Raw genomic sequence first — 23,242 nt, 5'->3', positions numbered from 1 at the left:
TGGGCCCATGCCTGTAATGCCGACCTCCCTTGCCGATCACCTGCTCGTCGCGCTGCCGTCGCTGCTCGACGCGACCTTTGCCCGCAGCGTCGCGCTGATCTGCCAGCACGACGAGAACGGGGCGATGGGCGTGCTGGTCAACCAGCCTTCCGAATACACGCTGGGTGAAGTGCTCGCGCAGATGGACATCACCACCGGTGATGGCGAGCTGCAGGCGCGCATGGTGCTCAATGGCGGCCCGGTGCATCCCGAGCGCGGCTTCGTCATCCATGACGACGCGCGCGCGTGGGATTCCAGCCTGACCGTGGGCCACGGCCTGTACCTGACCACCTCGCGCGACATCCTCGAAGCGATGGCGCGCGGCGAAGGCCCGGCCAATGCCGTGGTCACCCTCGGCTGTGCCGGTTGGGGTGCAGGGCAGCTGGAAACCGAGCTGTCCGAGAACAGCTGGCTGACCGTGCCGGCCGATGCCGAGCTGGTGTTCCAGCTGCCGCTGGAGCAGCGCTGGCAGGGGGCGGCTTCGCGCATCGGCGTGGATCTGTTCCGGCTGACCGACTACAGCGGCCATGTCTGAGCCGGCCGCGCCCGCACCGGTTCCTGCAGCCCCGGCGATCCGCCGTGACGGCACCGTTCTGGGTTTCGATGTTGGCTCGCGACGCATCGGCGTGGCCATCGGCAGTGCTTTCGCCGCCCATGCGCGCGCGGTGGCGGTGGTCGATGTGCACGGCAACGGCCCGGACTGGACCGCGATCGAACGCCTGCTCAAGGAATGGAAGCCCGACGGCCTGGTGGTCGGCGACCCGCTGACCCTGGACGGCCAGGACCAGCCCAACCGCAAGCGTGCGCAGGGCTTTGCCCGCCAGCTGCGGGAGCGCTTCAAGCTGCCGGTGGTGATGATCGACGAGCGTTCCAGCTCGGTCGAGGCTGCCCGCCGTTTCGCCGTCGAGCGCGCCGAAGGGCGCAAGCGTCGCCGTGATGCGGCCGCCCTCGACGCCGTGGCCGCGGCGGTGATCATCGACCGCTGGCTGTCGTCCCCCGACGACGCCACCCCCATTCCCTGACTGCACGACTCCCGCCATGACTGCCCAGCAAATCGATGCCTCCGGACGCCTGCGCCACCTGCTGACCCTGGAGGGCCTGCCGCGCGAAACCCTGCTGCAGTTGCTCGATCGGGCAGGGCAGATCCGCGACGCCGCAGTCGGCCGTGTCGGCAACAAGCGCCACGTGCTGGCTGGTTCGGCGGTGTGCACGCTGTTCTTCGAGCCGTCCACGCGCACCCGCAGCTCGTTCCAGCTGGCCGCGCAGCGCCTCGGGGCCGATGTGCTGAACTTCGATGCCTCGACCTCGTCCACGCGCAAGGGCGAAACCGCCTGCGACACGCTGCGCAACCTGGAAGCGATGGGCGTGCGCGGCTTCGTGGTGCGCCACCCCGATGACGGCGCCGTGGCCGCGCTTGCCGACGCTGCGGGCGAGGGCACCGCGCTGATCAATGCCGGCGACGGCCGCAGCTCGCACCCGACCCAGGGCCTGCTCGACATGCTGACCCTGCGCCAGGCCAAGGGCCCGGATTTCTCGAAGCTCAAAGTGGTGATCGTCGGCGACGTGAAGCACTCGCGCGTGGCCCGCACCGACCTGCATGCGCTGCGCACGCTGGGCGTGGGCGAGATCCGCGTGTGCGGCCCGCAGTCGCTGCTGCCGGATGATGAGACCCTGAAGGGCTGCGTGGTCGGCGATGATTTCGACGCGATGCTGGAAGGCGTCGACGCGCTGATGATGCTGCGCCTGCAGCGCGAGCGCATGGAAGAAGGCCTGGTGCCGTCGCTGGAGCAGTACCACGCGCAGTACGGCCTGACCCGCGAGCGCCTGGCGCGTGCCGGCAAGGACGCTGCGGTACTGCACCCGGGGCCGATCAACCGCGGCGTGGAAGTGACCGACGACGTGGCCGATGGCCCGCAATCGTGGGTGCTGCGCCAGGTCGCCAACGGCGTCGCGGTGCGCATGGCCGTGCTGGAAACCTTGCTGGGCTGACCACTTTGGTGGGTGCCGACCGTTGGTCGGCACTGAACCATCAGTGCGGTGAAGTGCGGGCCTGGCCATTGAATGGTTTCGGGCCTACCTGTATTGACGTGTTGCCCGATAGAAGAGAGATACCGGCAGGCGCACGCTTGGGCCCATGAACCGCGCACGCCTACGCCTTGGCCGCCATTCCCGGATCGGGCAATCCTGCATCCTGACCACCGTCACCCAGGAACGTCGACGCTGCTTCGATGATGCCACTGTGGCACAGGAGGTGATGGATGTGTTCCGTCGCATTGATGATGAGGGCCTGACGCACTCACTTGCCCATGTGGTCATGCCGGACCACATCCATTGGCTTGTGGAGATCCGTGCGTTCTCGCTGGACTACATCATGCAACGCTTCAAATCGAGCAGTGCATTGCGGATCAACCGCATGCTGGGCAAGACAGGACCATTTTGGCAATCGAGCTATCACGATCACGCCATTCGTTCTGAAGAATCACTGTTTCGCCATGCGATGTACATCGTCGCCAACCCGGTCAGGGCGAACTTGGCGAGCTGCGTGGGAGAGTATCCGTATGCCTGGTGCCGATGGGAGATTGATGGGAGGTACCAAGCAGTGGATTACCCCGAAGCGGAGAGATAGTGCCGACCAACGGTCGGCACCCACCCATACCCAAGCCGACCAACGGTAGGTATCCACCAACAGATGTTTCCCAGCAGAAGCCGCGGTTCAGCGCTTCTGCGCGAACAGCCATGCCCACATCGCCGGGTCCGCGTAGGTGGCGTCCCAGGCATTGTGGTTGCCCTCCGGGTACTCGGTGTAGCGCACGTCGCGTGCAGCGGCGCTTTGGAAGGCGGCGTGCAGCTTGCGGTCGTCGTCCGGCGGCACCACGTCATCCAGCGCACCATGGAAGATCCAGATCGGTGTGTGCCGAAGCCGCTTGGCGATCACGGCATACGGATCGGATTCCTGGGCCACCTGTTCGACGAACAGGGTCGGACGCACCGCGCGCGGCGCCAGCACCGCGCCGCATACCGGCACGATCGCGGCGAAGCGGCCGGGGTCATCCAGCGCGATGTTCCAGCTGCCATAGCCGCCCATCGACATCCCGGTCAAGTACTGCCGCGAGGGATCGGCACCGAACTCGGCGATGGTGGCGTCCAGGGCGGCCAGCGCAACGCGGTTGTTGCGCCCGCTCCATTCCTGGCGGCCCGGCACCTGCGGGAATACGGCCAACGCGGGGAAGTCGGCCGCGTGCCTGCGCAGGTGCGGCCCCAGCCCGGCATGGGTCTGCTTGACGCCGTCGCCGCCACGCTCGCCGGATCCATGCAGGAACAGCACCACCGGCAGTGCGCCAGGCGTGCGCGCCGCGGTGGCCGGAATGAACACCTGGTAATAGGCGGTACGGCCATCCACTTTCACCGCACGCGATTCGAAGTGGCCGCGCGCGCTGTCCGGCTGCGAGGCGCAGCCGGCCATCATCAGGATCGCCAGCATCGGCAGCCAGCGCATCATCGTACGGACCATTGACGTTCCAGGAGCGGTGGGTTCAGCCGCATCCTAGTCCGCCGCAGGTCAATGCGGCATCATGCGCCGCATCACTGCGGGCGCGGAAAGCTGGCGATGATGTCCAGCTGTTCCTGCGCTTCGGCATTGCCGCTGGCGGCCGCGGCCTGCACCTGTGCCATGTCCGGATGCAGCACCACCAGCAACGGGTTTTCGCAGACCGGACAGGCGTACTCGGTGGCGTCCTCGTCCAGCTCCATCTCCATGGCACGCGAGCTGCCCTTCCATTCGCAGGCCGGGCAGGTGTGCTGCTGGTCGCGCCAGCCGGGCTGGAAATAGTTTTCGATCGTGGTGGCCATGAGGGTCCAGTTGGAATCGGGTCAGAGCCCCGCGCTGCGGGGATCCGACCCTGGGTCTTGGTGTGGGTCGGAGCTCCGCGTTGCGGGGATCCGGCCCGGCAGGGATCAGTGCAGCAGCACCAGCGTGGCCAGGCCGAGGAAGGTGAAGAAGCCCATCGAGTCGGTCACGGCAGTCAGGAAGATGCCACTGGCCAGCGCCGGGTCGAAGCCGAAGCGTTTCAGGGTCAGCGGCACCAGTACGCCGGCCAGCGCCGCAAACAGCAGATTGCAGGTCAGCGCGATGGCGATCACCGCCGACAGCCCGGGCGAGTGGAACCAGGCCAGCACGATCAGCCCCAGGATCGAGCCGAGCAGCAGGCCGTTGAGCGCGGCCACCCGCACTTCCTTCCACAGCAGCGTGCGCGCGTTGGAGGCGCCCACCTGGCCCAATGCCAGGCCGCGCACCATCAGCGCCAGCACCTGGGTGCCGGCATTGCCGCCGAGGCCGGCCACGATCGGCATCAGCACCGCCAGCGCCACCAGCTTGTCGATCGTACCCTCGAAGTGGCCGACCACGCTGGAGGCCAGGAAGGCCGTGCACAGGTTGATCGACAGCCACATCAGGCGGCGGCGCATGGCGCGCCAGACCGGGCTGAACAGGTCCTCGTCCTCGTCCAGGCCGGCGGCGCCCAGCGCCTGGTGCTCGGCCTGGCCGCGGATGATGTCGACCACGTCATCGATGGTGATGCGGCCAACGAGGATGTTGTTCTCGTCCACCACCGGTGCGGAGATCCAGTCATGGTCGGAGAACTGCCGTGCCACTTCCTGGTCGCTCTCGCCGACGTCGATGGCCGGCTGCTCGTCGTCGATCAGGCGGTTGATCGGGGTGGTGTCCTCGTGGGTCACCAGTGCCGCCAGCGACACCCGGCCGAGATACTGGTGCCGCCGGCTGACCACGAACAGGTGGTCGGTGTGGTCAGGCAATTCGCCGCGCAGGCGCAGGTAGCGCAGCACCACGTCGACGTTGACGTCGGCGCGCACGGTCACCACGTCCGGGTTCATCAGGCGGCCGGCGCTGTCCTCGGGATAGGACAACACCTGTTCCAGCCGCTCGCGGTTCTCGCGGTCCATCGACTTGAGGACTTCATCGATGACCGTATCCGGCAGGTCTTCGACCAGGTCGGCCAGATCGTCGATGTCCAGGTCTTCGACCGCGGCGATGATCTCGTCCGGGTCCATGTCCGCGAGCAGGCTTTCGCGCACGTCCTCGCCGACGTGGACCAGCACCTCGCCGTCGTCTTCAGGATCGACCAGGCCCCACACCACCTCGCGCTTGCCCGGCGGCAGCGATTCAAGCAGGTTGCCGATCTCGGCCGGGGCCAGGGTGTTGACCAGGCGACGTACCGGGCCCAGCCGGCCGCTGTCCAGTGCATCGGACAGCATCCGCAGTTGGCGCGCAGTCTTGTCGTGGCGTACAGCTTCAGCCATCGCAGCTCCCGCGGGATAAGAAAAGCCGCGATCCCGGCAAGGATGCGGCAACAGGGGTGTTCAGCGCGTCATTATCGCAAGGCGATGTTTCACCGGATACCCCGCTGGCCTGCGGCCACCGGGGTCCACGCATTCAACCTTATCCCCCGCCTGTCGGCGCGCCCCTTGAACAACAAGGGGCTGCTTCTGCGGATCGAATCTGCGTCGGGCCAGCGGCCAGCGGTTCCACATGTTTCGCCGGGCCATGCCAGGCGAGCGCGTAGCGCGCAAATCAGGACGCGTCCGCCACCAGCGCCAGCCAGCGTTCGATGGCGCGGCGGTCGCGCGCGGCCAGCAACTTTGGGGCACGGGCGCGCAGCGCACCCAGATCGGCTTCGCGTATCGCGCGGCGTACCTCCAGCAACGTACCCGGGTGCAGGCTGAACTCGCTCAGGCCCAGCGCCAGCAGCAGCGGGGTCATCCGGGCATCACCGGCCATCTCGCCGCAGACCGCCACCGGGATGCGGTGACGCGCGCCGGTCTCGATCACCATCTGCAGCAGCCGCAGCACGGCCGGGTGCAACGGTGAATACAACTCGCCCAGCGCCTCGTTGTTGCGGTCGGCAGCCAGCAGGTACTGCACCAGATCGTTGGTGCCGATCGACAGGAAATCGACCAGGTCGATGAAGCTCTCCAGCGCCAGCGCAGCGGCGGGGACTTCGATCATCGCGCCCAGCGGTACGTGGTCGGACACCATGTGCCCTTCGCCGCGCAGCTGTTCGGTCAGTTTGAGCATGCGCCGGCGCACGGCCAGCAGCTCCTCGCGGGTGCTGACCATCGGCACCAGTACGCGCAGCTTGCCGTATGCAGACGCGCGCAGGATCGCGCGCAGCTGGGTGTCGGCCACTTTCGGCCGTGCCAGCGACAGGCGCACCCCGCGCAGGCCGAGTGCAGGGTTCTCTTCGTTGCTCAGGGTCAGGCCGGTACGGTCGGCCTTGTCCGCGCCCAGGTCCAGCGTGCGTATGGTGACCGGCCGCCCGCTCATGCCCAGCGCGGCATCGCGGTAGGTCTGGAACTGCTCTTCTTCGTCCGGCAGCTCATTGCGCTGCAGGAACAGGAATTCGGTGCGGTACAGGCCGAGCCCCTGCGCGCCCAGTGCATGCGCCTGGGTCACGTCTTCCAGCGATTCGGCATTGGCCAGCAGGGCAATGTCGACCTGGTCGCGGGTACGGCTGGGCTTGCTGCGCAGGCGGCCGAGCTCGCGCTGCTCGCGCGCATGTTCCTTCAGCCGGACGCGGTAGTCCCGCAGGTTGTCGGCCTGCGGGTTGACGGTGATGCTGCCGTCGGCGCCATCGATGATCAGCACATCGCCATCGGCGATGCGGCTGAGCAGCTGCGGCACGTTGACGATCAGGGGCAGGTGCAGGCTGCGCGCCAGGATCGCGCTGTGCGACAGCGCGCTGCCGGCGGCCGTGACGATGCCGACTACGCCCTGTGCCTGCAGCTGCGCCAGCTCGGAGGGCGCGATGTTGTCACAGACCAGGATCTCGCCGGCCAGGCCTTTCACTGCCGACGGCCGTTCGGGTTGCAGGAAGGCGTGGATGCGCCCGATCACATGGTCGAGATCGTCCATGCGGCTCTTCAGATAGGCATCGTCCATGCCATCGAAGACCTTGGCCAGGCGGTCGCGCTGCAGGCGCAAGGCATAGCCGGCGCTGTACGGGCCACTGCGGATCAGCTCGTCCAGGCCGTACAGCAGCTCGGGGTCGTCCAGCAGCAGCGCGTGCAGGTCGAGGAACTCGCCTACTTCCTGGTTCAGGGCGCCATGCAGGCGCTGGCGCAGCTCGTGCATTTCCGTACGCGCGGCATCCAGCGCCCGGTGCAGGCGCGCCAGTTCGGCCTCGACCTGGTGGGCGGCCACGCGCTGCTCGGCCACCTCCAGCGCATGCGGCAGCCGCACGCGTGCCCGGCCCATCGCCGTTCCGCGCGCGGCGCCGTGGCCGGCCAGCAGCTGTACCGGCCGTTGGCCGGAAGGGACCTGGCTGGCGCGTGCGCGCGGCACGCTCAGCTGTCCTCGTCGAAGCGGCGTTCGAACAGGCCGACCACCGCTTCCATCGCGGCGGCTTCGTCCTCGCCGTTGATGCGCACGGTGACCGGGGTGCCCTGGCCGGCGGCCAGCAGCATCACGCCCATGATGCTCTTGGCGTTGATCTCACGGCCCTTGGCGGCCATGGTCACGTTGCAGCGGAACGGCGCCAGGGTCTGCACCAGCTTGGCGGTGGCCCGGGCATGCAGGCCCAGGCGGTTGCTGACGGTGAGTTCTCGTTCAAGCATCGTCGACTATCGCTCCATTACGGGTACCCGCCGCGGCTGTGGCGGGCAGTTGATCCAGTCCCTGTTCCGGATAATTCATCACCCGCAGCAACATCGGCAGGCTCAGCGCCGATACCCGGCGAACCGGGGTCCCCAGCCGGGCCAGCTGCCCGGCAAGGTTGGCGGGGCTGGCGCCGTACAGGTCGGTCAGGATCAGCACGCCGTCACCTCCATCGACCCGCCGCAAAGCGGCCGAGGCGAGCGGGAGCAGGGCGTCCAGGTCTGCGTCGAACGGTACTTCGAAAGCTTCGGTTTTCAGCGGCAACTGCCGCAGGAGCCGGGTCGCCACGTCAAGCAGGGCGGTCCCGACCCCGGGATGTGTTACGAGGAGAATGCCACAGGTCATTACTGCACGTTAACAGGTCAAGGTGAATCGGCGATAGCAGCAGATGAGGGGTACTGTGTCCCGTATTCAGTGTTGCTCGGGTCGGGGCCCTTTTTCATTGAAAAAGGGATCCGACCCCATGCGTTTTTCGATGCCTGGCAGCGATTCATCCACGCATGGCGTGGATCCATCGTGTCGACCAAGGTCGACACCTACCAACAGCGCACGGAATCTGTCAGAGGCGGGGCGGTGTGGGTAGGCAGGACCGTTGGCGCCATGGATGGCGCCATCGAGCCCCCATGGACGGGTTCACGGCGTGTCCTGCCTACCCACACCGCCCCGCCATCCCACGGAATGCCGCTTTTGCTTTTGCTGTTGCTGTTGCTGTTGCCGGCCAGCGGCCGGCACTACCGGTGGGTGCCGGGCGCAGCCCGGCCGACCACCCTCAATCCTGTTCGCGGTGGTAGGTGGCCACGTCCTGCCAGCCCATCTCGCGGGCGTGCCGGGCCATGCGCTCGGCCAGGAACACCGAGCGGTGCTTGCCGCCGGTGCAGCCGAACGCCACGGTCACGTAGCTGCGGGTGCCATCCCCCAGTTTCGGCAGCCACGTATCGAGGAAATCCATCAGCTGGGCCAGGTAGCGCTGCACGTCCGGCTGCGCTTCCAGGTAGTCGCGCACGCCGGGTTCGCGGCCGCTCAGCGCGCGCAGGTCCGGGTCCCAGTGTGGATTGGGCAGCACCCGCGCATCGAACACGAAGTCCGCCTCGGCCGGTACGCCGCGCTTGTAGGCGAATGATTCGAACAGCAGCGACAGGCCAGTGGCATGGTCCATCGCGAACTCGGTGATGATCCGCCGCCGAAGCTGGTGCACGTTGAGGGTGCTGGTATCGATCACCGCATCGGCCTCGCGGCGCAACGGTGCGGTCAGCTCGCGCTCGCGGGCGATCGCTTCGGGCAGCGACAGGCCCAGCTGGCTCAGCGGATGGCGACGACGGGTGTCGGCGTAGCGCTTGAGCACCGTTTCGTCGCTGGCCTCGAAGAACAGTACCTTCACTTCCACGCCGGCGTCGGTGGCCAGCTGCCGCCAGTCGCCCAGCTGGCTCAGGTCGGCCTGGCCGCGGACATCGATGCCTACGGCCAGGCGGCGCGGTGCGCTGCCGTCGTGGTTGGCCAGCAGGCTGCGCACGAAGTCCGGCAGCAGGTGGATCGGCAGGTTGTCCGAGCAGTAGTAGTCCTGGTCCTCGAAGGTCTTCAGGGCGACGGATTTACCCGAGCCGGACAGGCCGCTGACAATGATCAGGGTCGGGGCGGTGGGGATTGCGGTGCTCATGGACAGGCTCTTCGAGGGGCAGGAGGATCAGGGAGTTCGCCGTTCCAGCAGGTTGCTGTGGCGGGCGATGAACATGGCCGCCGGGTCAATGCCCTTGGTGCGCAGGATGTGCAGGCGGGTGGCGGCTTCGGTCAGCACGGCCAGGTTGCGGCCGGGCATCACCGGCAGGGTGATCAGCGGAACGTCCAGATCCAGCACATGGCGGGTGCCCGAGTCGCCGGTCAGGCGCTCGTAGCCATGCGGGGTGGGTTCGGTCATCGGCTTGGTCAGGTGGACGATCAGCCGAAGGTACTTGTTCTTCTTTACAGCCGTGTCGCCGAACATCTCGCGCACGTTCAGCACGCCCAGGCCGCGCACTTCCAGCAGGTCCTGCAGCAGTTCGGGGCAGGTGCCGTCGAGCACGTCCGGGGCGATCTGGGTGAACTCGGGGGCGTCGTCGGCGACCAGGCGGTGACCACGGCTGAGCAGTTCCAGTGCCAGCTCGCTCTTGCCCGACCCGGCCTCACCGGTGATCAGCACGCCAATGGAATAGATCTCCATGAACACGCCGTGCAGGATCACCCTCGGCGCGAGCGTGCGCGCCAGGTGGTAGGACAGGTGGTTCAGCAGTTCGTGGCCGCGCTTGGGCGACAACCACAGCGGCGTGCCGGATTCATCGGCGGCGGCGCGCAGGTCTTCGGGGCAGGCCTGGTTGCGGGTCAGCACCAGCGCAAGCGGGTGCGACTGCATGATCTTTTCGATGGTCTCCCAGCGCTGGCGCGGTTCCAGCGCATCCAGCCAGGACAGTTCCTCGGTGCCCAGGATCTGCACCTTGTTGGGATAGATGGCGTTGAGGTAGCCGGCCAGCGAGGGACGCCGCGAGACCGTATTGCCGGCCTCCAGCTCGCGCTTCTCACCGGATTTGCCTGCGGCCCAGCGCAGCCCCAGCCGCTCGCGCTGCTGTTCGAACAGTTCACGGGCGGTGATGCTGGTATTCATGCGGCGCTCGCAGGTGGGGGCATGTCCAGCGCCTCGCGCAGGGACCGGGCATCGCCGGCTTCACGCAGGGCCTGGCGGATATCCGGCGCGGAAAACAGCTCGGCCAGCTCGGACAGCAGCATCAGGTGCTGGTGGGTGTAGTGGGCCGGGACGGCCATCGCGAACACCAAGTCCACCGGCTCATCGCCGCCGAAGTCGACCGGGGTCGCCAGGCGCAGCAGCGCGCCACGGGGGCGGTCCAGGGTCGGTGCGCGGCCGTGGGGGATGGCGATACCGTGGCCGATCGCGGTGCTGCCCAGGGCTTCGCGCTGGCACAGGTTCAGATAGATCTGTTCGGCATTGGCCTGGCGGCAGGCCAGCAACCCGGCGGCGGCCTGCAGGACGCTGTCGCGGTCGGTGGCCGCGCAGAGCTGGGTCTGCACGGCCGCCAGGAGGTCAGTCAGGGGCATGTCTGCGGGGAACGGTGGCGATCAGCCACCATTGTCGCCCACCGGCAGCGGTGCGTGCTGCTGTTTTTTCTCCTTGTGCTTGATGACCAGGCGGTCAAGCTTGTCCGCAAGCAGGTCGATCGCGGCATACATGGTCTGGCCGCCGGCCTCGGCGTGCAGGGTCTGCCCCGGGATGTTGAGGCTGGCGTCGACGTGGTGTTCGGTCTTCTGCAGCTTGAGGGTCACCCGCGCTTCGCAGTGCTGGTCGAAGTGTTTTCCGATCCGGGCCAGCTTCTCCTCCACATAGGACTGCAGGGCCGGGGTGACTTCGACGTCTTTGCCAAACGTTTCGATGCGCATCGGGTTTCTCCTGTGTTCGGATGTGCCAATGAACCTCTCCGCCGGGCGCGGCGGCGCGTCAAGCGATTCTGACCCTTTCGTGCGAGGCGGAGATGTTCATGGCTTCACGATACTTCGCCACGGTGCGTCGCGCTACTGGAATTCCCGACGATTTGAGCAGGTCAGCCAGCTTGGCGTCAGAAAGCGGCTTGCGCGGGTTTTCGTCGTCGATCAGGCGCCGGATCATCGCCTGGATGGCGGTGCTGGACGCCTCGCCACCGCCTTCGGTATCGATGCCCGAGGCAAAGAAGGCACGCAGCGGCAGCGTGCCGCGCGGCGTGCGCACATGCTTGCGGGCGATCGCGCGCGACACCGTCGACTCGTGCAGGCCCAGTTCGGCGGCGATCTCGCGCAGGGTCAGCGGACGCAGCGCCTGTTCGCCGAACTCGAGGAAACCGGCCTGCTGGTGGATCAGGCTGCGCACCACCCGCAGCAGGGTTTCACCGCGCTGCTGCAGGCCCTTCAGCAGCCAGCGCGCCTCCTGCAACTGGCCACGCAGGTAGCCGGCGTCGGCCTCGCCACAGCGGCGGATCAGCTGTTCGTAGCCACGGTGGATCACCACCTTTGGCCCGGCATGGGCGGCCAGCGCCGCGCGCCAGATGCCGTTCTGCCGCCACACCACCACGTCGGGCACCACGTAGGTATCCTGCGAAAGCGGTGCGATCTGCGTGCCCGGGCGCGGGTCCAGCGAGCGCAGCAGCGCCACGGCAGTCTCGACCTCGTCTAGCGGCTGCTTCAACTCATGGGCAAGCCCGGCGACGCCGCTGCGCGGCAACCGTTCCAAGGGGCCTGCGGCAATCTGCCGCGCCAGGATCAGGCCGGGCGTGTCGCCGGCCAGCACATCCAGCTGCAGCAGCAGGCATTCGCCCAGCGTGCGTGCAGCCACACCCACCGGATCGAAGCGCTGGATGCGATGCAGCACGGCGAGGATCTCGTCCTCGTCGGCGTGGATCGCCGGCAACAGGGTTTCAGCGATGGTGGCCAGCGGCTCGCGCAGGTACCCGTCGTCGTCCAATGCATTGATCAGTGCCGCGCCGATGCTGCGATCACGCGAGGACAGATGCGACAGATGCAGCTGCCACAGCAGATGGTCGGCCAGTGTTTCGGTTTCGGCTACGCGCTCGGCAGCGCTGCCGTTGTCGTCGTCATCGTCGAAGCTGCCGCCACTGCCGGCAGCGCTCCAGTCGAGCTCGGCCGGTGCCCAGTCGTCGCCATTGTCGGCGCGTTCGGCCGGCGTGTCGGCGTCCGTGTTGTCGCCGCCTTCATTGGCGGCACTGCTGTCGTTGCTGTCGGCCCAGTCCAGCAGCGGATTGCTTTCCACGGCCTGGGCGATTTCAAGCTCCAGCTCGGTCGTGGACATCTGCAGCAGCTTGATCGCCTGCTGCAGCTGGGGGGTGAGCACCAGCTGCTGTCCCAACGATGTCTGCAGCCGAGTCTTCATGCCTGTGCCGAACGGAAGGAAAGGGACCCAGCACCTGCGGTCACAGCTTGAAGGAATCCCCAAGGTAGACGCGACGTACGTCAGCGTTGTCCAGGATCGCCTCCGGCGAGCCCTGGGCCAGCACGGTGCCCTCGGCGAGGATATACGCGCGGTCGCAGATTCCCAAGGTCTCGCGCACGTTGTGGTCGGTGATCAGCACGCCGATGCCACGCTGCTTGAGATGGGTGACGATGCGCTGGATTTCGCCCACCGAGATCGGGTCGACACCGGCAAACGGTTCGTCGAGCAGGATCAGGCGCGGCTGCGCGGCCAGTGCGCGGGCGATCTCGCAGCGACGACGTTCGCCACCGGACAGGCTGGCACCGAGCTGGTCGGCGACATGGCCCAGCTGCAGCTCGTCGAGCAGGCTGTTCAATTCGCGTTCGCGGCCGGCCGAATCCAGGTCTTCGCGCAGTTCAAGCACCAGGCGGAGGTTGTCGGCCACGGTCAGCTTGCGGAACACCGACGGCTCCTGCGGCAGGTAGCCCACGCCCTGCTTGGCACGGGTGTACATCGGGTCGCTGGTGATGTCCTTGCCGTCGAGCACGATGCTGCCTGCATCCGCAGCGACCAGGCCGACGATCATGTAGAAACAGGTGGTCTTGCCGGCACCGTTGGGGCCGAGCAAACCGACCACTTCACCGGCATCGAGGGTCAGCCCGAAGTCCTTGACGACTTCGCGCTGCTTGTAGCGCTTGCGCAGGCCCTTGGCGACGAGCATTACTTCTTGCTCCCCGCCGGCTTGGCCGGCGTGCTGGCCGGAGCCGCTGCCTTGGGTGCGGCGGCCGGCTGTGCTGCCGCGTTCTTGTTCTTCGGCGGAATGACGGTGCGCACACGGCTGCCATCACCACCGGAGTTCATCTCCCCGGTGCGGGTGTTGTAGACCATGCGCTGGCCGGCATTGGTGCCGCGCGCGCTGGTGACCTTGTAGTTGCCGGTCAGGGTGATGATCTCGGTCTTGATGTCGTAGTCGATGCGATCGGCCACCGCGTCCATCCAGGTGCCATCGTCCAGCTGCTGCTTCATCGTGGCCTGCTTGCCGGTGAATACCGCACGCACGGCCTCGCCGTCCTTGAGGTAGATCTCTGCTTCGGACGCGCGGATGTCCAGCGTGCCCTGGGTAACGGTTACACCCTGCGAGAGCACGGTCTTGCCATCGCCGGTGAGCACGCCCGACTGGGCGCCCGAGTCGATGTTCATGTTCTCGTTGCGGTCGGTGGACTTGGCAAAGGCAGCGCTGGGAACCAGGAGACCGAGCGCGAGTACGGCTGCAAAGGGAATCTTCATCGGGGTCCGTTCTACCGGTGGGGCCGTCCGGGAAACCGGCGGCGGGTGGGTGGGCCGCCTTCCTTGCGCCGGTCCGGGGACGTCGCAGGAGGGTGGCGGAATCAGCGTCGGGGCGTGTAACGGCCCTTGGACTGGCTGAGGAAATGATACGTGTTGTTCTTGGAATCCACCTCGAAGCCGACGCCGGACTGTTCCATGCCGGGGCGGGTCATGGTGACCCGCGCATCGGTGCGGGCACGGTTCTCCTTCGGGAACACGTCCAGGTGGTCGGTGCGGAACGTGGTCGGCACCACGCCCGGATCGGCCGGGCTGTCGCCAGCGACATTGCCACGCAGTTTCATTTCGTCGCCCTTGGCGCTGAGCCAGCCGGTCTCGGCGCGCAGGGTCCAGTGCTTGCCATCCTTGTCCGGCATCTCGAACAGTGGGGTGGCGATGTTGATGGTCTGGTCAACACGCTGGCGTTCCAGCCGCGGTGCGCGCAGGGTGGTCGATTCCTTGCCCTGCTCATCCAGCGCGACGATCTGGAAGTCGTGCAGGATGTAGTCCACGCCGGCGTCCTGGCCGGCAGTGGCCGGGCCCTTGTCGCGGTTGCGCAGGGCGGCCCAGCTGCTGAGCAGGGCCGCCAGCAGCAGGCCGATGCCGAGCACGGTGCGCCAGTTCAGGGTGGGCAGGTTCATGCGCCGAACCTCGCCAGCACCGCGTCCACATGGCCCTGGGCGGCCAGCAGGATGTCGCACAGTTCACGGGCGGCGCCACGTCCGCCATCGGCGCGGGTCTGCCAGTGCACGCGCTCGGCGATCCACGGGTGGGCGTTGGCTGGCGCCACCGCCAGGCCGACCGCGCCCAGCGGCGCCAGGTCCGGCAGGTCGTCGCCCATGAAGGCCACCTGCTCCAGGCCGATGCCATGCTGTGCGCACAGCGTCTGCACGCTGGCCAGCTTGTCGCCCACGGCGATCTGGGTGTCGATGCCGAGGTCGGCGCCGCGCTTGAGCGCGGACTGGCTGTTGCGCGCGGTGATCAGCACGGGGTGGATGCCGTGCTGCTGCAGCAGTTTCAGGCCCAGACCGTCCTGCACGAAGTACGCCTTGCTCTCGTTGCCGTCCTTGTCGTAGTACAGCCGACCGTCGGTGAGGGTACCGTCCACGTCGAAGCAGGCCAGGCGGACGCGGGCCGCAGCGGCATGCAGGTGGGCGGGGAACGCGGGCAGCGGGGACCAGGGCATCAGGCGATCAGGCTCGGTGGGGGCGGGTGGGGCATTACAGACTGAATGGGGTCTACGGACTGTCGGTTAAACCACCCGGGCCCGCAACAGGTCATGAATGTTCAGGGCGCCGACCGCACGGCCCTGGCCATCGACCACGATCAGGCCGTTGATTTTCTGGGTCTCCATCTGCCGCGCGGCCTCTACGGCCAGCTGGTCGGCACCGATGGTGCGCGGGTTGCGGGTCATCACATCGGCGATCTTCGCGGTGCGCACGTCCAGCGCGCTGTCCAGCGCCCGGCGCAGGTCGCCGTCGGTGAACAGGCCGATCAGCACGCCATCGGCGTCGACCACGGCGGTCATGCCGAGGCGCTTGCGGCTCATTTCCACCAGCGCCTCGCTGAGGCTGGCATCGGCGCCCACGCTGGGCAGGTCCTCGCCGGTGTGCATGACATCGGTGATGTGCAGCAGCAGGCGACGGCCGAGGCTGCCGGCCGGGTGCGAGCGGGCGAAGTCGTCGGCGGTGAAGCCGCGTGCGTCAAGCAGGGCTACGGCCAGCGCATCGCCCATCGCCAGCGAGGCGGTGGTGCTGGAGGTCGGCGCCAGCGCCAGCGGGCAGGCCTCGGCCGGCACGCTTACATCCAGGTGGATGTCGGCGGCGGTGGCCAGGCTCGACTGCGGGCGGCCGGTCATGGAAATCAGCACGTTGCCCTGGCGCTTGAGCACAGGCAGCAGCATCAGCACCTCATCGGACTCGCCCGAATAGGACAGGGCCAGTACCACGTCGGCTTCGGTGATCATGCCCAGGTCGCCGTGGCCGGCTTCGCCGGGATGCACGTAGAACGCCGGTGTGCCGGTGGAGGCCAGGGTGGCGGCGATCTTGCGGGCAATGTGGCCGGATTTGCCCATGCCGGTGGCGACCACCCGGCCGCGGCTGGCCAGGATCGCCTCGCAGGCCTGCTGGAAGGCCTCGCCAAGGCGGTCGGCGACGGCATCCAGCGCCTGCCGCTCGATCTCGAACACGCGGCGGCCACTGGCGACCAGGCCGGCAGGGTCGACGGAACGGGGGGGCAACAGGGATTCGGCCATGCGGACGCCACGCAGCGGAAGTAGAATGGAGGCACATTTTATTAGGAAAGCCCGTTGGACGCCGACACCATCCGCAATCTGATCGAAACCGGCCTGCCTGGCGCCCGCGCCGACGTGCAGGGCGATGATGGCGTGCATTTCGAAGCGACCGTGGTCTGCGAGGCGTTCGCCGGCAAGATGCCGCTGGCCCGCCACCGCATGGTCTATGCCACGCTGGGCGACCTGATGGGCGGCGCGATCCACGCGCTGGCGCTGAAAACCGTGACCCCGGCCGAAGCCGGCTGAACCGCAGAAGATCCCGAATACATGGCCAAGATCGTTGTGACCGGCGGCGCTGCGCTGCACGGTGAAGTGAGCATCTCCGGCGCCAAGAACGCCGTCCTCCCCATCCTCTGCGCGACCCTGCTGGCCGATGAGCCGGTGGAGATCACCAACGTGCCGCACCTGCACGACGTGGTCACCACGGTCAAGCTGCTGGGCGAACTGGGTGCCAAGGTCACCATCGACCAGGGCACGCTGTCGCGTGGCAGTGCGATCGTGGTCGACCCGCGTTCGGTCAACCAGCACGTTGCGCCGTACGAGCTGGTCAAGACCATGCGCGCCTCGATCCTGGTGCTGGGCCCGCTGCTGGCCCGCTTCGGCGCGGCCGAAGTGTCGCTGCCCGGCGGCTGCGCGATCGGTTCGCGTCCGGTCGACCAGCACATCAAGGGCCTGCAGGCGCTGGGTGCCGAGATCGTGGTCGAGAACGGCTTCATCAAGGCCACTGCCAAGCGGCTGAAGGGCGGCCATTTCACCTTCGACATGGTCAGCGTCACCGGCACCGAGAACGTGCTGATGGGCGCGGTGCTGGCCGAAGGCACCACCGTCCTCGACAACTGCGCGATGGAACCGGAAGTGACCGATCTGGCGCATTGCCTGATCGCGCTGGGCGCGAAGATCGAAGGCCTGGGCACTGCCCGCCTGGTCATTGAAGGCGTCGAGCGCCTGTCCGGCGGCCGCCACGAAGTGCTGCCCGACCGCATCGAAACCGGTACCTTCCTGGTCGCTGCGGCGATGACCGGCGGCAAGGTCACGGTCAACCGTGCGCGCCCGAACACCATGGACGCGGTGCTGTCCAAGCTGGTCGAGGCCGGTGCGAAGATCGAGACCACCGAAGACACCATCACCCTGGACATGCAGGGCAAGCGGCCGAAGGCGGTCAACCTGACCACCGCGCCGTACCCCGCATTCCCGACCGACATGCAGGCGCAGTTCATGGCACTCAACTGCGTGGCCGACGGCGTCGGCGTGATCAACGAAACGATCTTCGAGAACCGTTTCATGCACGTCAACGAACTGCTGCGCCTGGGCGCGGACATCCAGGTCGAAGGCCACACCGCCATCGTGCGTGGCAGCGAGACCCTGAGCGGTGCGCCGGTAATGGCCACCGACCTGCGTGCCTCGGCCTCGCTGATCCTGGCCGGCCTGATGGCCAGCGGCGAGACCACCATCGACCGCATCTACCACCTTGATCGTGGCTACGAGAACATCGAAGAGAAGCTGTCTTCGCTCGGCGCCACCATCCGGCGCGTGCCATGATCCTGCGCGGCAAGTTCAGCCCGCGCCGCAAGGCGCTGCTGGCCCTGGTGCTGATCGTGCTGGCGTGGTTGGGCTATGCCTGGTACGCCAACATCGCCATCACCCAGGGCATCGAGCAGAAGGACATGGACTGGAACGGCGACGGCACGGTCTCGCGTGACGAGATCATCGAATCGTTCTACGCGGTCGCGGTGAACGACAGCCAGGACGGCAACCGCCATTGCCGCACCTTCGTCTGGCGCAGCACCGGCGAGCAGATCCGCGTGGACTGCCGCACCGAGTTCAAGCCGGCCGCGGCCGAGCAAAAGAAGTAAGAACAACGCCCGCGAAAGCGGGCGTTTTTTTACGGTAGATCCACGCCATGCGTGGATGAAGGCGCCGGGTCGCTGTCGGGGTCAGAGCCCTTCCCGTTGGGAAGGGATCCGACCCCGGGCGCTCAGTTCATCGCCTTGATGGTCAGGTCCAGCGCATCGCGGCCGCTCTCACGCTGCAGCATGCGCGCCGGCACCGGGAATTCCGGCACGATCCAGGCGATCAGCTCCTTGTTGCCGTCGGCACGCGAGACCTTGGTGGCCTCGTAGCTCTTGCCGCCCACGGTGATCGATTCCTTGCCGACCACGCGGTAGGTCATGTTCTTGATGCGGCCTTCGTCGACCATGCGATAGGTCAGCGGCTTGCCGGCGGCCAGGTCGCGGGCGATCGCCAGATTGATCAGCAGCGCGTCCATGTCGCCCGTCTTCAACGCGATGGGGCCCGCACGGTCCGGCTTGATGTCGCCGGTCCAGGTGGCCTGGTTGCTGGTCCAGTTGTAGTTGGCCTGCACATTGCGCTTCTTCACCAGCAGTGCCGAACGGTCCTGGCTGCTGAGCGGGCGCAGCTGGCCGCGCACCTCTTCGAACACGGTGCTCTGGCTCAGGTCGGCCAGCTGGTTCTTCACCTGCAGCGTGTAGCGCCACTTGTTGGCTCCCTCGCTGCTCAGCGTCATGCTGCCATTGGCCTGCATGCCCATGTAGCTGGCCAGGTAATCGGCCTTGAATGGCTGCAGGGCCATGGCCGGCAGGCTGGCCACCGACAGTGCGGCTGCAGCGATCCAGGTGAGGGGGCGGGTCAGGGTGCTCATGCTCAGACTCCTTGGTATTCGATCAGGCGCAGATCGACGCGGTCTTCGCCGTCTTCGCGTTGCAGGATGCGCACCGGGGTGGGGACACCGTTGGCGATCCAGAGGATGGTTTCGTTGTTGCCGCCGTTGGTCCGGTAGACCCGCAGCGCGTTGTAGGACAGGTCGCCGACCTCGACGTTCTCGGTCTGCGGCGCGGCCTGGTAGTCGTGCTGGCGGACCTTGCCCATGTCCACGTAGCGGTAATGCATGGTGGCGCCCGGGCGGGCATCACGCATGATCGCCAGATTGATCAGCAGCGCGCTCTGGTCGCCCGGCTGCAGCGGGATCGGTTGCGCACGTTCCTTCTTGACGTCGCCGCTCCACTGCGCGGTGCCGGCCTGCCAGTTGTACGTGCCGACCGCCTTCTTGCCCAGGAACAGGCCCTTGCGCACCGTGCTCTGGCTGAGCGGCGCATAGACGCCGCTGCGCTCTTCGAACACCGTGCTCTGTTCGATGTTCAGGCCCAGCACGCTGGCAAAGCCGCGGCGGCCGACCACCTGCATGTCCACCCGCCACTGGTTGCCGCCGGTGTGGGTGACCTGCATGCTGGCGTCGCCGGCCTCCTTGCCTTTGTAGAAGGCCTGGTAGGTCGCGGTGAACGGCTGCAGCAGCGGCGGCTCCCAGGCCAGCGCCGGCGGCATCGGCACGGCCGGTTCCGCAGGCGGTTGGACTGCAGGCGCCGGCTGCGCAGGGGCCGCAGGCGCTTGCACCTGGCCCCAACCCACGCCGGGAAGCACGACAAGCGACAGCAGCAATGAAGTGGACAGCAGGGTCGTGGTCTTCATGGAGGACAGGAGCTGCAGGAGGGGGGGCAGGATGCCAGCCCCGCAGTCAGCGGGGCGTGTGCGTGGGCGTTACCGGTTCAGGTTCCCGGCGGAATCTAGGGCCAGTGGGCTAAACAGGGGGTGACCGTCCAGGTGCGGCTGCCCCTCCCGTTCAGTCAGGCGGCCGGCGCACAGCAGCTGGAGGGTGGCGATCAACAGGGGATGCTCCACCGCCAGCACGCGCGCGGCCAGGCTGTCGGCGTCATCGCCGGGCATCACCGGTACCCGTACCTGGGCCAGCACGGCGCCGGCATCCAGTTCGGGAACGACCAGATGCACGCTGGCCCCGTGCTCGGCATCGCCGGCGTCCAAAGCCCGCGCATGCGTATCCAACCCTTTGTGCAGTGGCAGCAGGGAGGGGTGGATGTTGACCAGGCGGCCATTGAAGCGCTGCACGAAGGCGGCGCCGAGAATGCGCATGTAGCCGGCGCAGACGATCCAGTCCGGCGCGGCCGCGGCCAGTGCATCGCCCAAGGCCTGCTCGTAGGCGGCGCGGTCGTCGAATTCCTTCGGCGCATGTGCCCAGCGCAGGCTGGCGCCGACCCGTTGCAGCGCGGCGGCGGCCGGGCGGTCGGAGAACACGCCGACGACCTCGGCGGGCAGGCGCCCGGCCGCGATGGCATCGAGGATGGCCTGCAGGTTGCTGCCGCGCCCAGAGGCGAGCACCGCGATGCGGGTGGGCGCGGTCATTGCGCGGCACTCCGGCGGATCAACGGCCAGCTCAGCAGGCTGCCCACGGTCGCCAGCAGCATGTCGGCATGGGCGTCCCACATGTCGCCCTGCTGCCCGTTGTAGGCCTCGGCGGCGTCGGGCGAAAGGGCCAGTGCGATGGCCCACTCGAACCACTCGTAGACCAGGCTGGCGCACATCACTGCCATCACCGCCAGGGTGAAAGCCTGGCCGCGGCGCAGCGCCGGCCAGGCATGGCGTGCCAGCTGCAGCAGCGCAGGCGTGAAGCAGACGCCGAACAGGAAGTGGATAAGCCGGTCGAAATGATTACGCTGCCAGCCAAACGCCGCATTCGGCGACCAGCCGGTCAGCGCCTGCGCCCATGCGTCGTAGGGCACGTTCGAGTACAGCCAGCGCGCAGCCACGCAGTGCAGTGCAATGAAGCCGCAGATCGCGATGAAGGCACCGTTGCCCAGCCAGCCACCCCGGCGGTCGACCCATAGCAGTGCGGCCAGCCCGATCACGGTCAGGGTGCTGTGCAGGGCCTGCTCGGTGGGCCACAGCGGGTGGATCCAGCTGATCGCGAACACCGCCAGCACGGCGGCGAAGGCCAGCTTCTTGGGGCCCGTGAAACGGGAAGCGGCAGGCGAGGCGGTCGTGGAGAGGGCAGGCGCGGACATGGGGAGTCGATCAGGGGAGGGAGGCGTCTGCCGGCAAGCTCAGACGCTGAGATGGTCGCCACGGTCGAACAGTGCGGCCATGTCAGGCTTGGACAGAAACACCCAGGCATAGGCGGTCAGGGCCATGCCCAGCGGGCCAGCCAGTACCGCCAGCCAGGCCGCGCGCTGGCACCAGGCCAGCCCGGTGCGGCGCGACAGCAGGCGTGCGGTGTGCAGCTGCACGACGCCAAGCGCGGCCGCCAACAGCGAAATGACCCCGTACACCGTGGCCAGTACCGCGCCATCGGCCAGCCCGCGTGAGCTGGCGACCAGGCCGATGAAACCGAGGAACGCCAGCGCGGCCATCCAGTGGAAAACCGCCAGCGCGTAGAACAGCACCTTCAGCGTCTGCAGGTGGCTGGCCAGCTGCAGCTGCGCCAGGGTCTGCTGTGGTAGCGGCGGTGGTGCGCCGGGTGTCGTCATGTCGTTGCACCACTTGCATCGAAGGCGGCCTTGACCTGCGGGCGCAGCAGCGTAACCAGGGTGAATACCCCCAGAACGGTGCCCAGCGGCGCGCACAGGCAGAGCAGGCCGGCCACGATCAGGCACAGCAGGTGGCGACGACGCTGGGCCAGGCAGCGTCCGGCCTGGATGACGAATGCGGCCATGCCCAGGCCACCGGCGACGAACACGGTCCCCAGCACCGTGAACACCCAGCCGAACAGGCGCTGTTCGGCCGGCGACGAGGGCTGGCCCCCGGAGTTCATCGGCAGATGGCCGCTCAGCGCACTGATGCCGAGCACGATGTACAGAATGAAAAACAGCGAGAGCAGCGCGATCAGGCCACCGAACACATAGTGCGCGATGGACAGCGCGCGTAGGTGGTCGGCGTCCTGCCTGCTGAAGACCGGCACGGCCGCCAACGGCGGCGGTACCGGGGTGGGTGCCAGGGGGGGCGTTGCGTCCATGCGGGCTCCTCGGGGTCGGGTTCAGCCGATGCGGACGCGTTCGGCGCCTTCGGCGGTGACCACCTGGCCGATGGTCCAGTGCTCCAGGCCCTGGGCTTGGACCGCCTCGGACACGGCAGCGACCTGCTCCGCTGCCACGATCAGCACGAAGCCGATGCCGCAGTTGAAGGTGCGCCACATCTCGCTGTCGGCGACCGCGCCTTCCTTCTGCAGCCACTGGAACACTGGCGGCAGGGTCCAGGACGAGGCCTGGATGTCCAGGCCGAGGCCATCGGGCACCACGCGGATGATGTTCTCGGTCAGGCCGCCACCGGTGATGTGGGCCATGCCGTGGATGGCATCGCCGTGCGACTTCAGCAGCGACAGGATCGGCTTCACGTACAGGCGGGTCGGTGCCATCAGTGCGTCGACCAGCTTCACGCCACCTTCCAGTTCCAGATCGGCCGGGCGGCCGGCGCGGTCGTAGATGCGGCGCACCAGCGAGTAGCCGTTGGAATGCGGGCCGGACGAGGCGATGCCGATCAGCACGTCGCCGGCGGCCACGCTGGCGCCGTCCTTCAGCTCGCTCTTCTCGACCGCAGCCACCGTGAAGCCGGCCAGATCGTACTCGCCCGGGGCGTACATGTCGGGCATTTCAGCGGTTTCACCGCCGATCAGCGCGCAGCCGGCCTCGGTGCAGCCGTTGGCGATGCCGCCCACCACCGCCGCGGCGGTATCGACGTCCAGCTTGCCGGTGGCGAAGTAGTCCAGGAAGAACAGCGGCTCGGCGCCCTGCACCAGCACGTCGTTCACGCACATCGCGACCAGGTCGATGCCGATCGTATCGTGGCGGTTCAGTTGATGGGCCAGCTTCAGCTTGGTGCCCACGCCGTCGGTACCCGACACCAGCACCGGCTCGCGGTACTTGTTGGACAGGTCGAACAGGGCGCCGAAGCCGCCCAGACCGCCCATCACTTCCGGGCGGAAGCTGCGCTTGACCAGGGGCTTGATCCGCTCGACCAGCGCGTTGCCGGCGTCGATGTCGACACCCGCGTCACGGTAGGTGAGGGGGGAGGGGGCGGAAGACGGGGTGTTGGTCACGGGCGTCGGCGCTGGCAAGGGTTGAACGGGCGATTTTAACAGGCCGCATTGGCGCAAAGGCCGTATTCGGGCAACAATTCC

At 67.6% G+C, this 23,242-nt stretch carries 30 protein-coding genes; 7 read left to right on the top strand and 23 right to left on the bottom strand.

Going from position 1 to position 23,242, the window contains the following annotated elements; all coding sequences use genetic code 11:
* Positions 1–7: 7 nt before the first annotated feature.
* From AC5P7S_RS06985 to AC5P7S_RS06970, 4 genes are all read left to right on the top strand, one after another.
* Entirely contained in the window at positions 8–574 is a 567-nt protein-coding gene (locus tag AC5P7S_RS06985; RefSeq protein ID WP_005415546.1) for a YqgE/AlgH family protein, read from the top strand.
* Positions 567–1,061, top strand: a complete 495-nt coding sequence (gene ruvX, locus AC5P7S_RS06980) for a Holliday junction resolvase RuvX (RefSeq protein WP_005415547.1) — start codon at positions 567–569, stop codon at positions 1,059–1,061. The genes AC5P7S_RS06985 and ruvX overlap by 8 nt, the downstream gene beginning before the upstream one ends.
* Before the next feature lie 16 nt (positions 1,062–1,077).
* Positions 1,078–2,028 (top strand): aspartate carbamoyltransferase catalytic subunit, encoded by a 951-nt coding sequence (locus AC5P7S_RS06975; protein WP_049410639.1) that lies wholly within the window; start codon positions 1,078–1,080, stop codon positions 2,026–2,028.
* 145 nt (positions 2,029–2,173) lie between these two features.
* Entirely contained in the window at positions 2,174–2,665 is a 492-nt protein-coding gene (locus AC5P7S_RS06970; RefSeq protein WP_095377006.1) for an REP-associated tyrosine transposase, read from the top strand.
* An 87-nt stretch (positions 2,666–2,752) separates the two neighbouring features.
* Here the strand turns inward: AC5P7S_RS06970 and AC5P7S_RS06965 are convergent, their stop codons facing one another.
* The 16 genes from AC5P7S_RS06965 to AC5P7S_RS06890 all read right to left on the bottom strand — a co-directional run bounded on the left by AC5P7S_RS06965 (position 2,753) and on the right by AC5P7S_RS06890 (position 16,224).
* Complete coding sequence (locus AC5P7S_RS06965) at positions 2,753–3,550, bottom strand: carboxylesterase family protein (RefSeq protein ID WP_095377005.1); 798 nt, start codon at positions 3,548–3,550, stop codon at positions 2,753–2,755.
* Between the two features lie 71 nt (positions 3,551–3,621).
* The gene (locus AC5P7S_RS06960) at positions 3,622–3,888 is read right to left on the bottom strand and encodes a hypothetical protein (protein WP_005415551.1); all 267 of its coding nucleotides are present in this window, start codon (positions 3,886–3,888) and stop codon (positions 3,622–3,624) included.
* Positions 3,889–3,993: 105 nt separating this feature from the next.
* On the bottom strand, positions 3,994–5,355 hold the full coding sequence (mgtE, locus tag AC5P7S_RS06955) for a magnesium transporter (protein ID WP_005415552.1): 1,362 nt from the start codon (positions 5,353–5,355) through the stop codon (positions 3,994–3,996).
* A 271-nt stretch (positions 5,356–5,626) separates the two neighbouring features.
* Entirely contained in the window at positions 5,627–7,396 is a 1,770-nt protein-coding gene (ptsP, locus tag AC5P7S_RS06950) for a phosphoenolpyruvate--protein phosphotransferase (protein ID WP_049430201.1), read from the bottom strand.
* Positions 7,397–7,398: 2 nt separating this feature from the next.
* Positions 7,399–7,668 carry an HPr family phosphocarrier protein gene (locus AC5P7S_RS06945; RefSeq protein ID WP_005408385.1) on the bottom strand — a complete coding sequence of 90 codons (270 nt, stop codon included), beginning with the start codon at positions 7,666–7,668 and terminating at the stop codon, positions 7,399–7,401.
* A complete protein-coding gene (locus AC5P7S_RS06940) occupies positions 7,661–8,053 on the bottom strand; it encodes a PTS sugar transporter subunit IIA (RefSeq protein WP_005408386.1) in 393 nt (130 codons plus the stop codon). Before AC5P7S_RS06940 ends, AC5P7S_RS06945 begins: the two co-directional genes overlap by 8 nt.
* Positions 8,054–8,477: 424 nt before the next feature.
* The gene (gene rapZ / locus AC5P7S_RS06935) at positions 8,478–9,362 is read right to left on the bottom strand and encodes an RNase adapter RapZ (RefSeq protein WP_005415554.1); all 885 of its coding nucleotides are present in this window, start codon (positions 9,360–9,362) and stop codon (positions 8,478–8,480) included.
* 27 nt (positions 9,363–9,389) lie between these two features.
* Positions 9,390–10,340 carry an HPr(Ser) kinase/phosphatase gene (gene hprK, locus AC5P7S_RS06930; protein WP_005408388.1) on the bottom strand — a complete coding sequence of 317 codons (951 nt, stop codon included), beginning with the start codon at positions 10,338–10,340 and terminating at the stop codon, positions 9,390–9,392.
* The gene (locus tag AC5P7S_RS06925; RefSeq protein ID WP_095377004.1) at positions 10,337–10,789 is read right to left on the bottom strand and encodes a PTS sugar transporter subunit IIA; all 453 of its coding nucleotides are present in this window, start codon (positions 10,787–10,789) and stop codon (positions 10,337–10,339) included. The genes hprK and AC5P7S_RS06925 overlap by 4 nt, the downstream gene beginning before the upstream one ends.
* A 21-nt stretch (positions 10,790–10,810) precedes the next feature.
* Positions 10,811–11,128, bottom strand: a complete 318-nt coding sequence (hpf, locus tag AC5P7S_RS06920; RefSeq protein WP_005415556.1) for a ribosome hibernation-promoting factor, HPF/YfiA family — start codon at positions 11,126–11,128, stop codon at positions 10,811–10,813.
* Between the two features lie 58 nt (positions 11,129–11,186).
* Complete coding sequence (locus AC5P7S_RS06915) at positions 11,187–12,608, bottom strand: RNA polymerase factor sigma-54 (RefSeq protein WP_095377003.1); 1,422 nt, start codon at positions 12,606–12,608, stop codon at positions 11,187–11,189.
* A 40-nt stretch (positions 12,609–12,648) separates the two neighbouring features.
* Positions 12,649–13,368 (bottom strand): LPS export ABC transporter ATP-binding protein, encoded by a 720-nt coding sequence (gene lptB, locus AC5P7S_RS06910; protein WP_005415558.1) that lies wholly within the window; start codon positions 13,366–13,368, stop codon positions 12,649–12,651.
* Complete coding sequence (gene lptA / locus AC5P7S_RS06905) at positions 13,368–13,934, bottom strand: lipopolysaccharide transport periplasmic protein LptA (protein WP_095377002.1); 567 nt, start codon at positions 13,932–13,934, stop codon at positions 13,368–13,370. Before lptA ends, lptB begins: the two co-directional genes overlap by 1 nt.
* Positions 13,935–14,035: 101 nt before the next feature.
* Positions 14,036–14,611, bottom strand: coding sequence for an LPS export ABC transporter periplasmic protein LptC (gene lptC, locus AC5P7S_RS06900; RefSeq protein ID WP_095377001.1), 576 nt, complete (start codon positions 14,609–14,611; stop codon positions 14,036–14,038).
* Positions 14,608–15,156: a KdsC family phosphatase gene (locus AC5P7S_RS06895; protein WP_065177942.1), complete on the bottom strand. Its 549-nt coding sequence runs from the start codon at positions 15,154–15,156 to the stop codon at positions 14,608–14,610. Before AC5P7S_RS06895 ends, lptC begins: the two co-directional genes overlap by 4 nt.
* Positions 15,157–15,222: 66 nt before the next feature.
* Positions 15,223–16,224 carry a KpsF/GutQ family sugar-phosphate isomerase gene (locus AC5P7S_RS06890; RefSeq protein WP_005415562.1) on the bottom strand — a complete coding sequence of 334 codons (1,002 nt, stop codon included), beginning with the start codon at positions 16,222–16,224 and terminating at the stop codon, positions 15,223–15,225.
* 54 nt (positions 16,225–16,278) lie between these two features.
* Here AC5P7S_RS06890 and AC5P7S_RS06885 point away from each other — a divergent pair, with 54 nt between their 5' ends.
* Genes AC5P7S_RS06885 through AC5P7S_RS06875 form a run of 3 tightly spaced genes read left to right on the top strand, consistent with a single transcriptional unit; the run spans position 16,279 to position 18,116 of the window.
* On the top strand, positions 16,279–16,509 hold the full coding sequence (locus AC5P7S_RS06885) for a BolA family protein (RefSeq protein ID WP_005408396.1): 231 nt from the start codon (positions 16,279–16,281) through the stop codon (positions 16,507–16,509).
* Between the two features lie 21 nt (positions 16,510–16,530).
* Positions 16,531–17,802: a UDP-N-acetylglucosamine 1-carboxyvinyltransferase gene (gene murA, locus AC5P7S_RS06880; RefSeq protein ID WP_065185828.1), complete on the top strand. Its 1,272-nt coding sequence runs from the start codon at positions 16,531–16,533 to the stop codon at positions 17,800–17,802.
* Positions 17,799–18,116, top strand: coding sequence for a hypothetical protein (locus AC5P7S_RS06875; protein ID WP_053500219.1), 318 nt, complete (start codon positions 17,799–17,801; stop codon positions 18,114–18,116). Before murA ends, AC5P7S_RS06875 begins: the two co-directional genes overlap by 4 nt.
* A gap of 122 nt (positions 18,117–18,238) precedes the next feature.
* On the opposite strand, the gene AC5P7S_RS06870 is transcribed toward AC5P7S_RS06875, so the two are convergent.
* The 7 genes from AC5P7S_RS06870 to purM form a co-directional block, all read right to left on the bottom strand.
* Positions 18,239–18,922, bottom strand: coding sequence for a DUF3108 domain-containing protein (locus AC5P7S_RS06870; RefSeq protein ID WP_065177940.1), 684 nt, complete (start codon positions 18,920–18,922; stop codon positions 18,239–18,241).
* A gap of 2 nt (positions 18,923–18,924) precedes the next feature.
* Positions 18,925–19,746 carry a DUF3108 domain-containing protein gene (locus AC5P7S_RS06865; protein ID WP_095377000.1) on the bottom strand — a complete coding sequence of 274 codons (822 nt, stop codon included), beginning with the start codon at positions 19,744–19,746 and terminating at the stop codon, positions 18,925–18,927.
* A 69-nt stretch (positions 19,747–19,815) separates the two neighbouring features.
* Positions 19,816–20,475 (bottom strand): phosphoribosylglycinamide formyltransferase, encoded by a 660-nt coding sequence (purN, locus tag AC5P7S_RS06860; protein WP_065185831.1) that lies wholly within the window; start codon positions 20,473–20,475, stop codon positions 19,816–19,818.
* Positions 20,472–21,134, bottom strand: coding sequence for a DUF2238 domain-containing protein (locus tag AC5P7S_RS06855; protein WP_005415568.1), 663 nt, complete (start codon positions 21,132–21,134; stop codon positions 20,472–20,474). The genes purN and AC5P7S_RS06855 overlap by 4 nt, the downstream gene beginning before the upstream one ends.
* Before the next feature lie 39 nt (positions 21,135–21,173).
* Positions 21,174–21,596, bottom strand: coding sequence for a hypothetical protein (locus AC5P7S_RS06850; protein WP_005415569.1), 423 nt, complete (start codon positions 21,594–21,596; stop codon positions 21,174–21,176).
* Positions 21,593–22,081, bottom strand: a complete 489-nt coding sequence (locus AC5P7S_RS06845) for a hypothetical protein (RefSeq protein ID WP_061480736.1) — start codon at positions 22,079–22,081, stop codon at positions 21,593–21,595. Before AC5P7S_RS06845 ends, AC5P7S_RS06850 begins: the two co-directional genes overlap by 4 nt.
* 21 nt (positions 22,082–22,102) lie before the next feature.
* Positions 22,103–23,161: a phosphoribosylformylglycinamidine cyclo-ligase gene (gene purM, locus AC5P7S_RS06840; RefSeq protein WP_095376999.1), complete on the bottom strand. Its 1,059-nt coding sequence runs from the start codon at positions 23,159–23,161 to the stop codon at positions 22,103–22,105.
* Between the last annotated feature and the right edge of the window lie 81 nt (positions 23,162–23,242).

The sequence above is a fragment of the Stenotrophomonas sp. YJH_SMC_32 genome, assembly GCF_059369975.1.
This window is presented reverse-complemented; position numbering and strand designations above follow the sequence as displayed.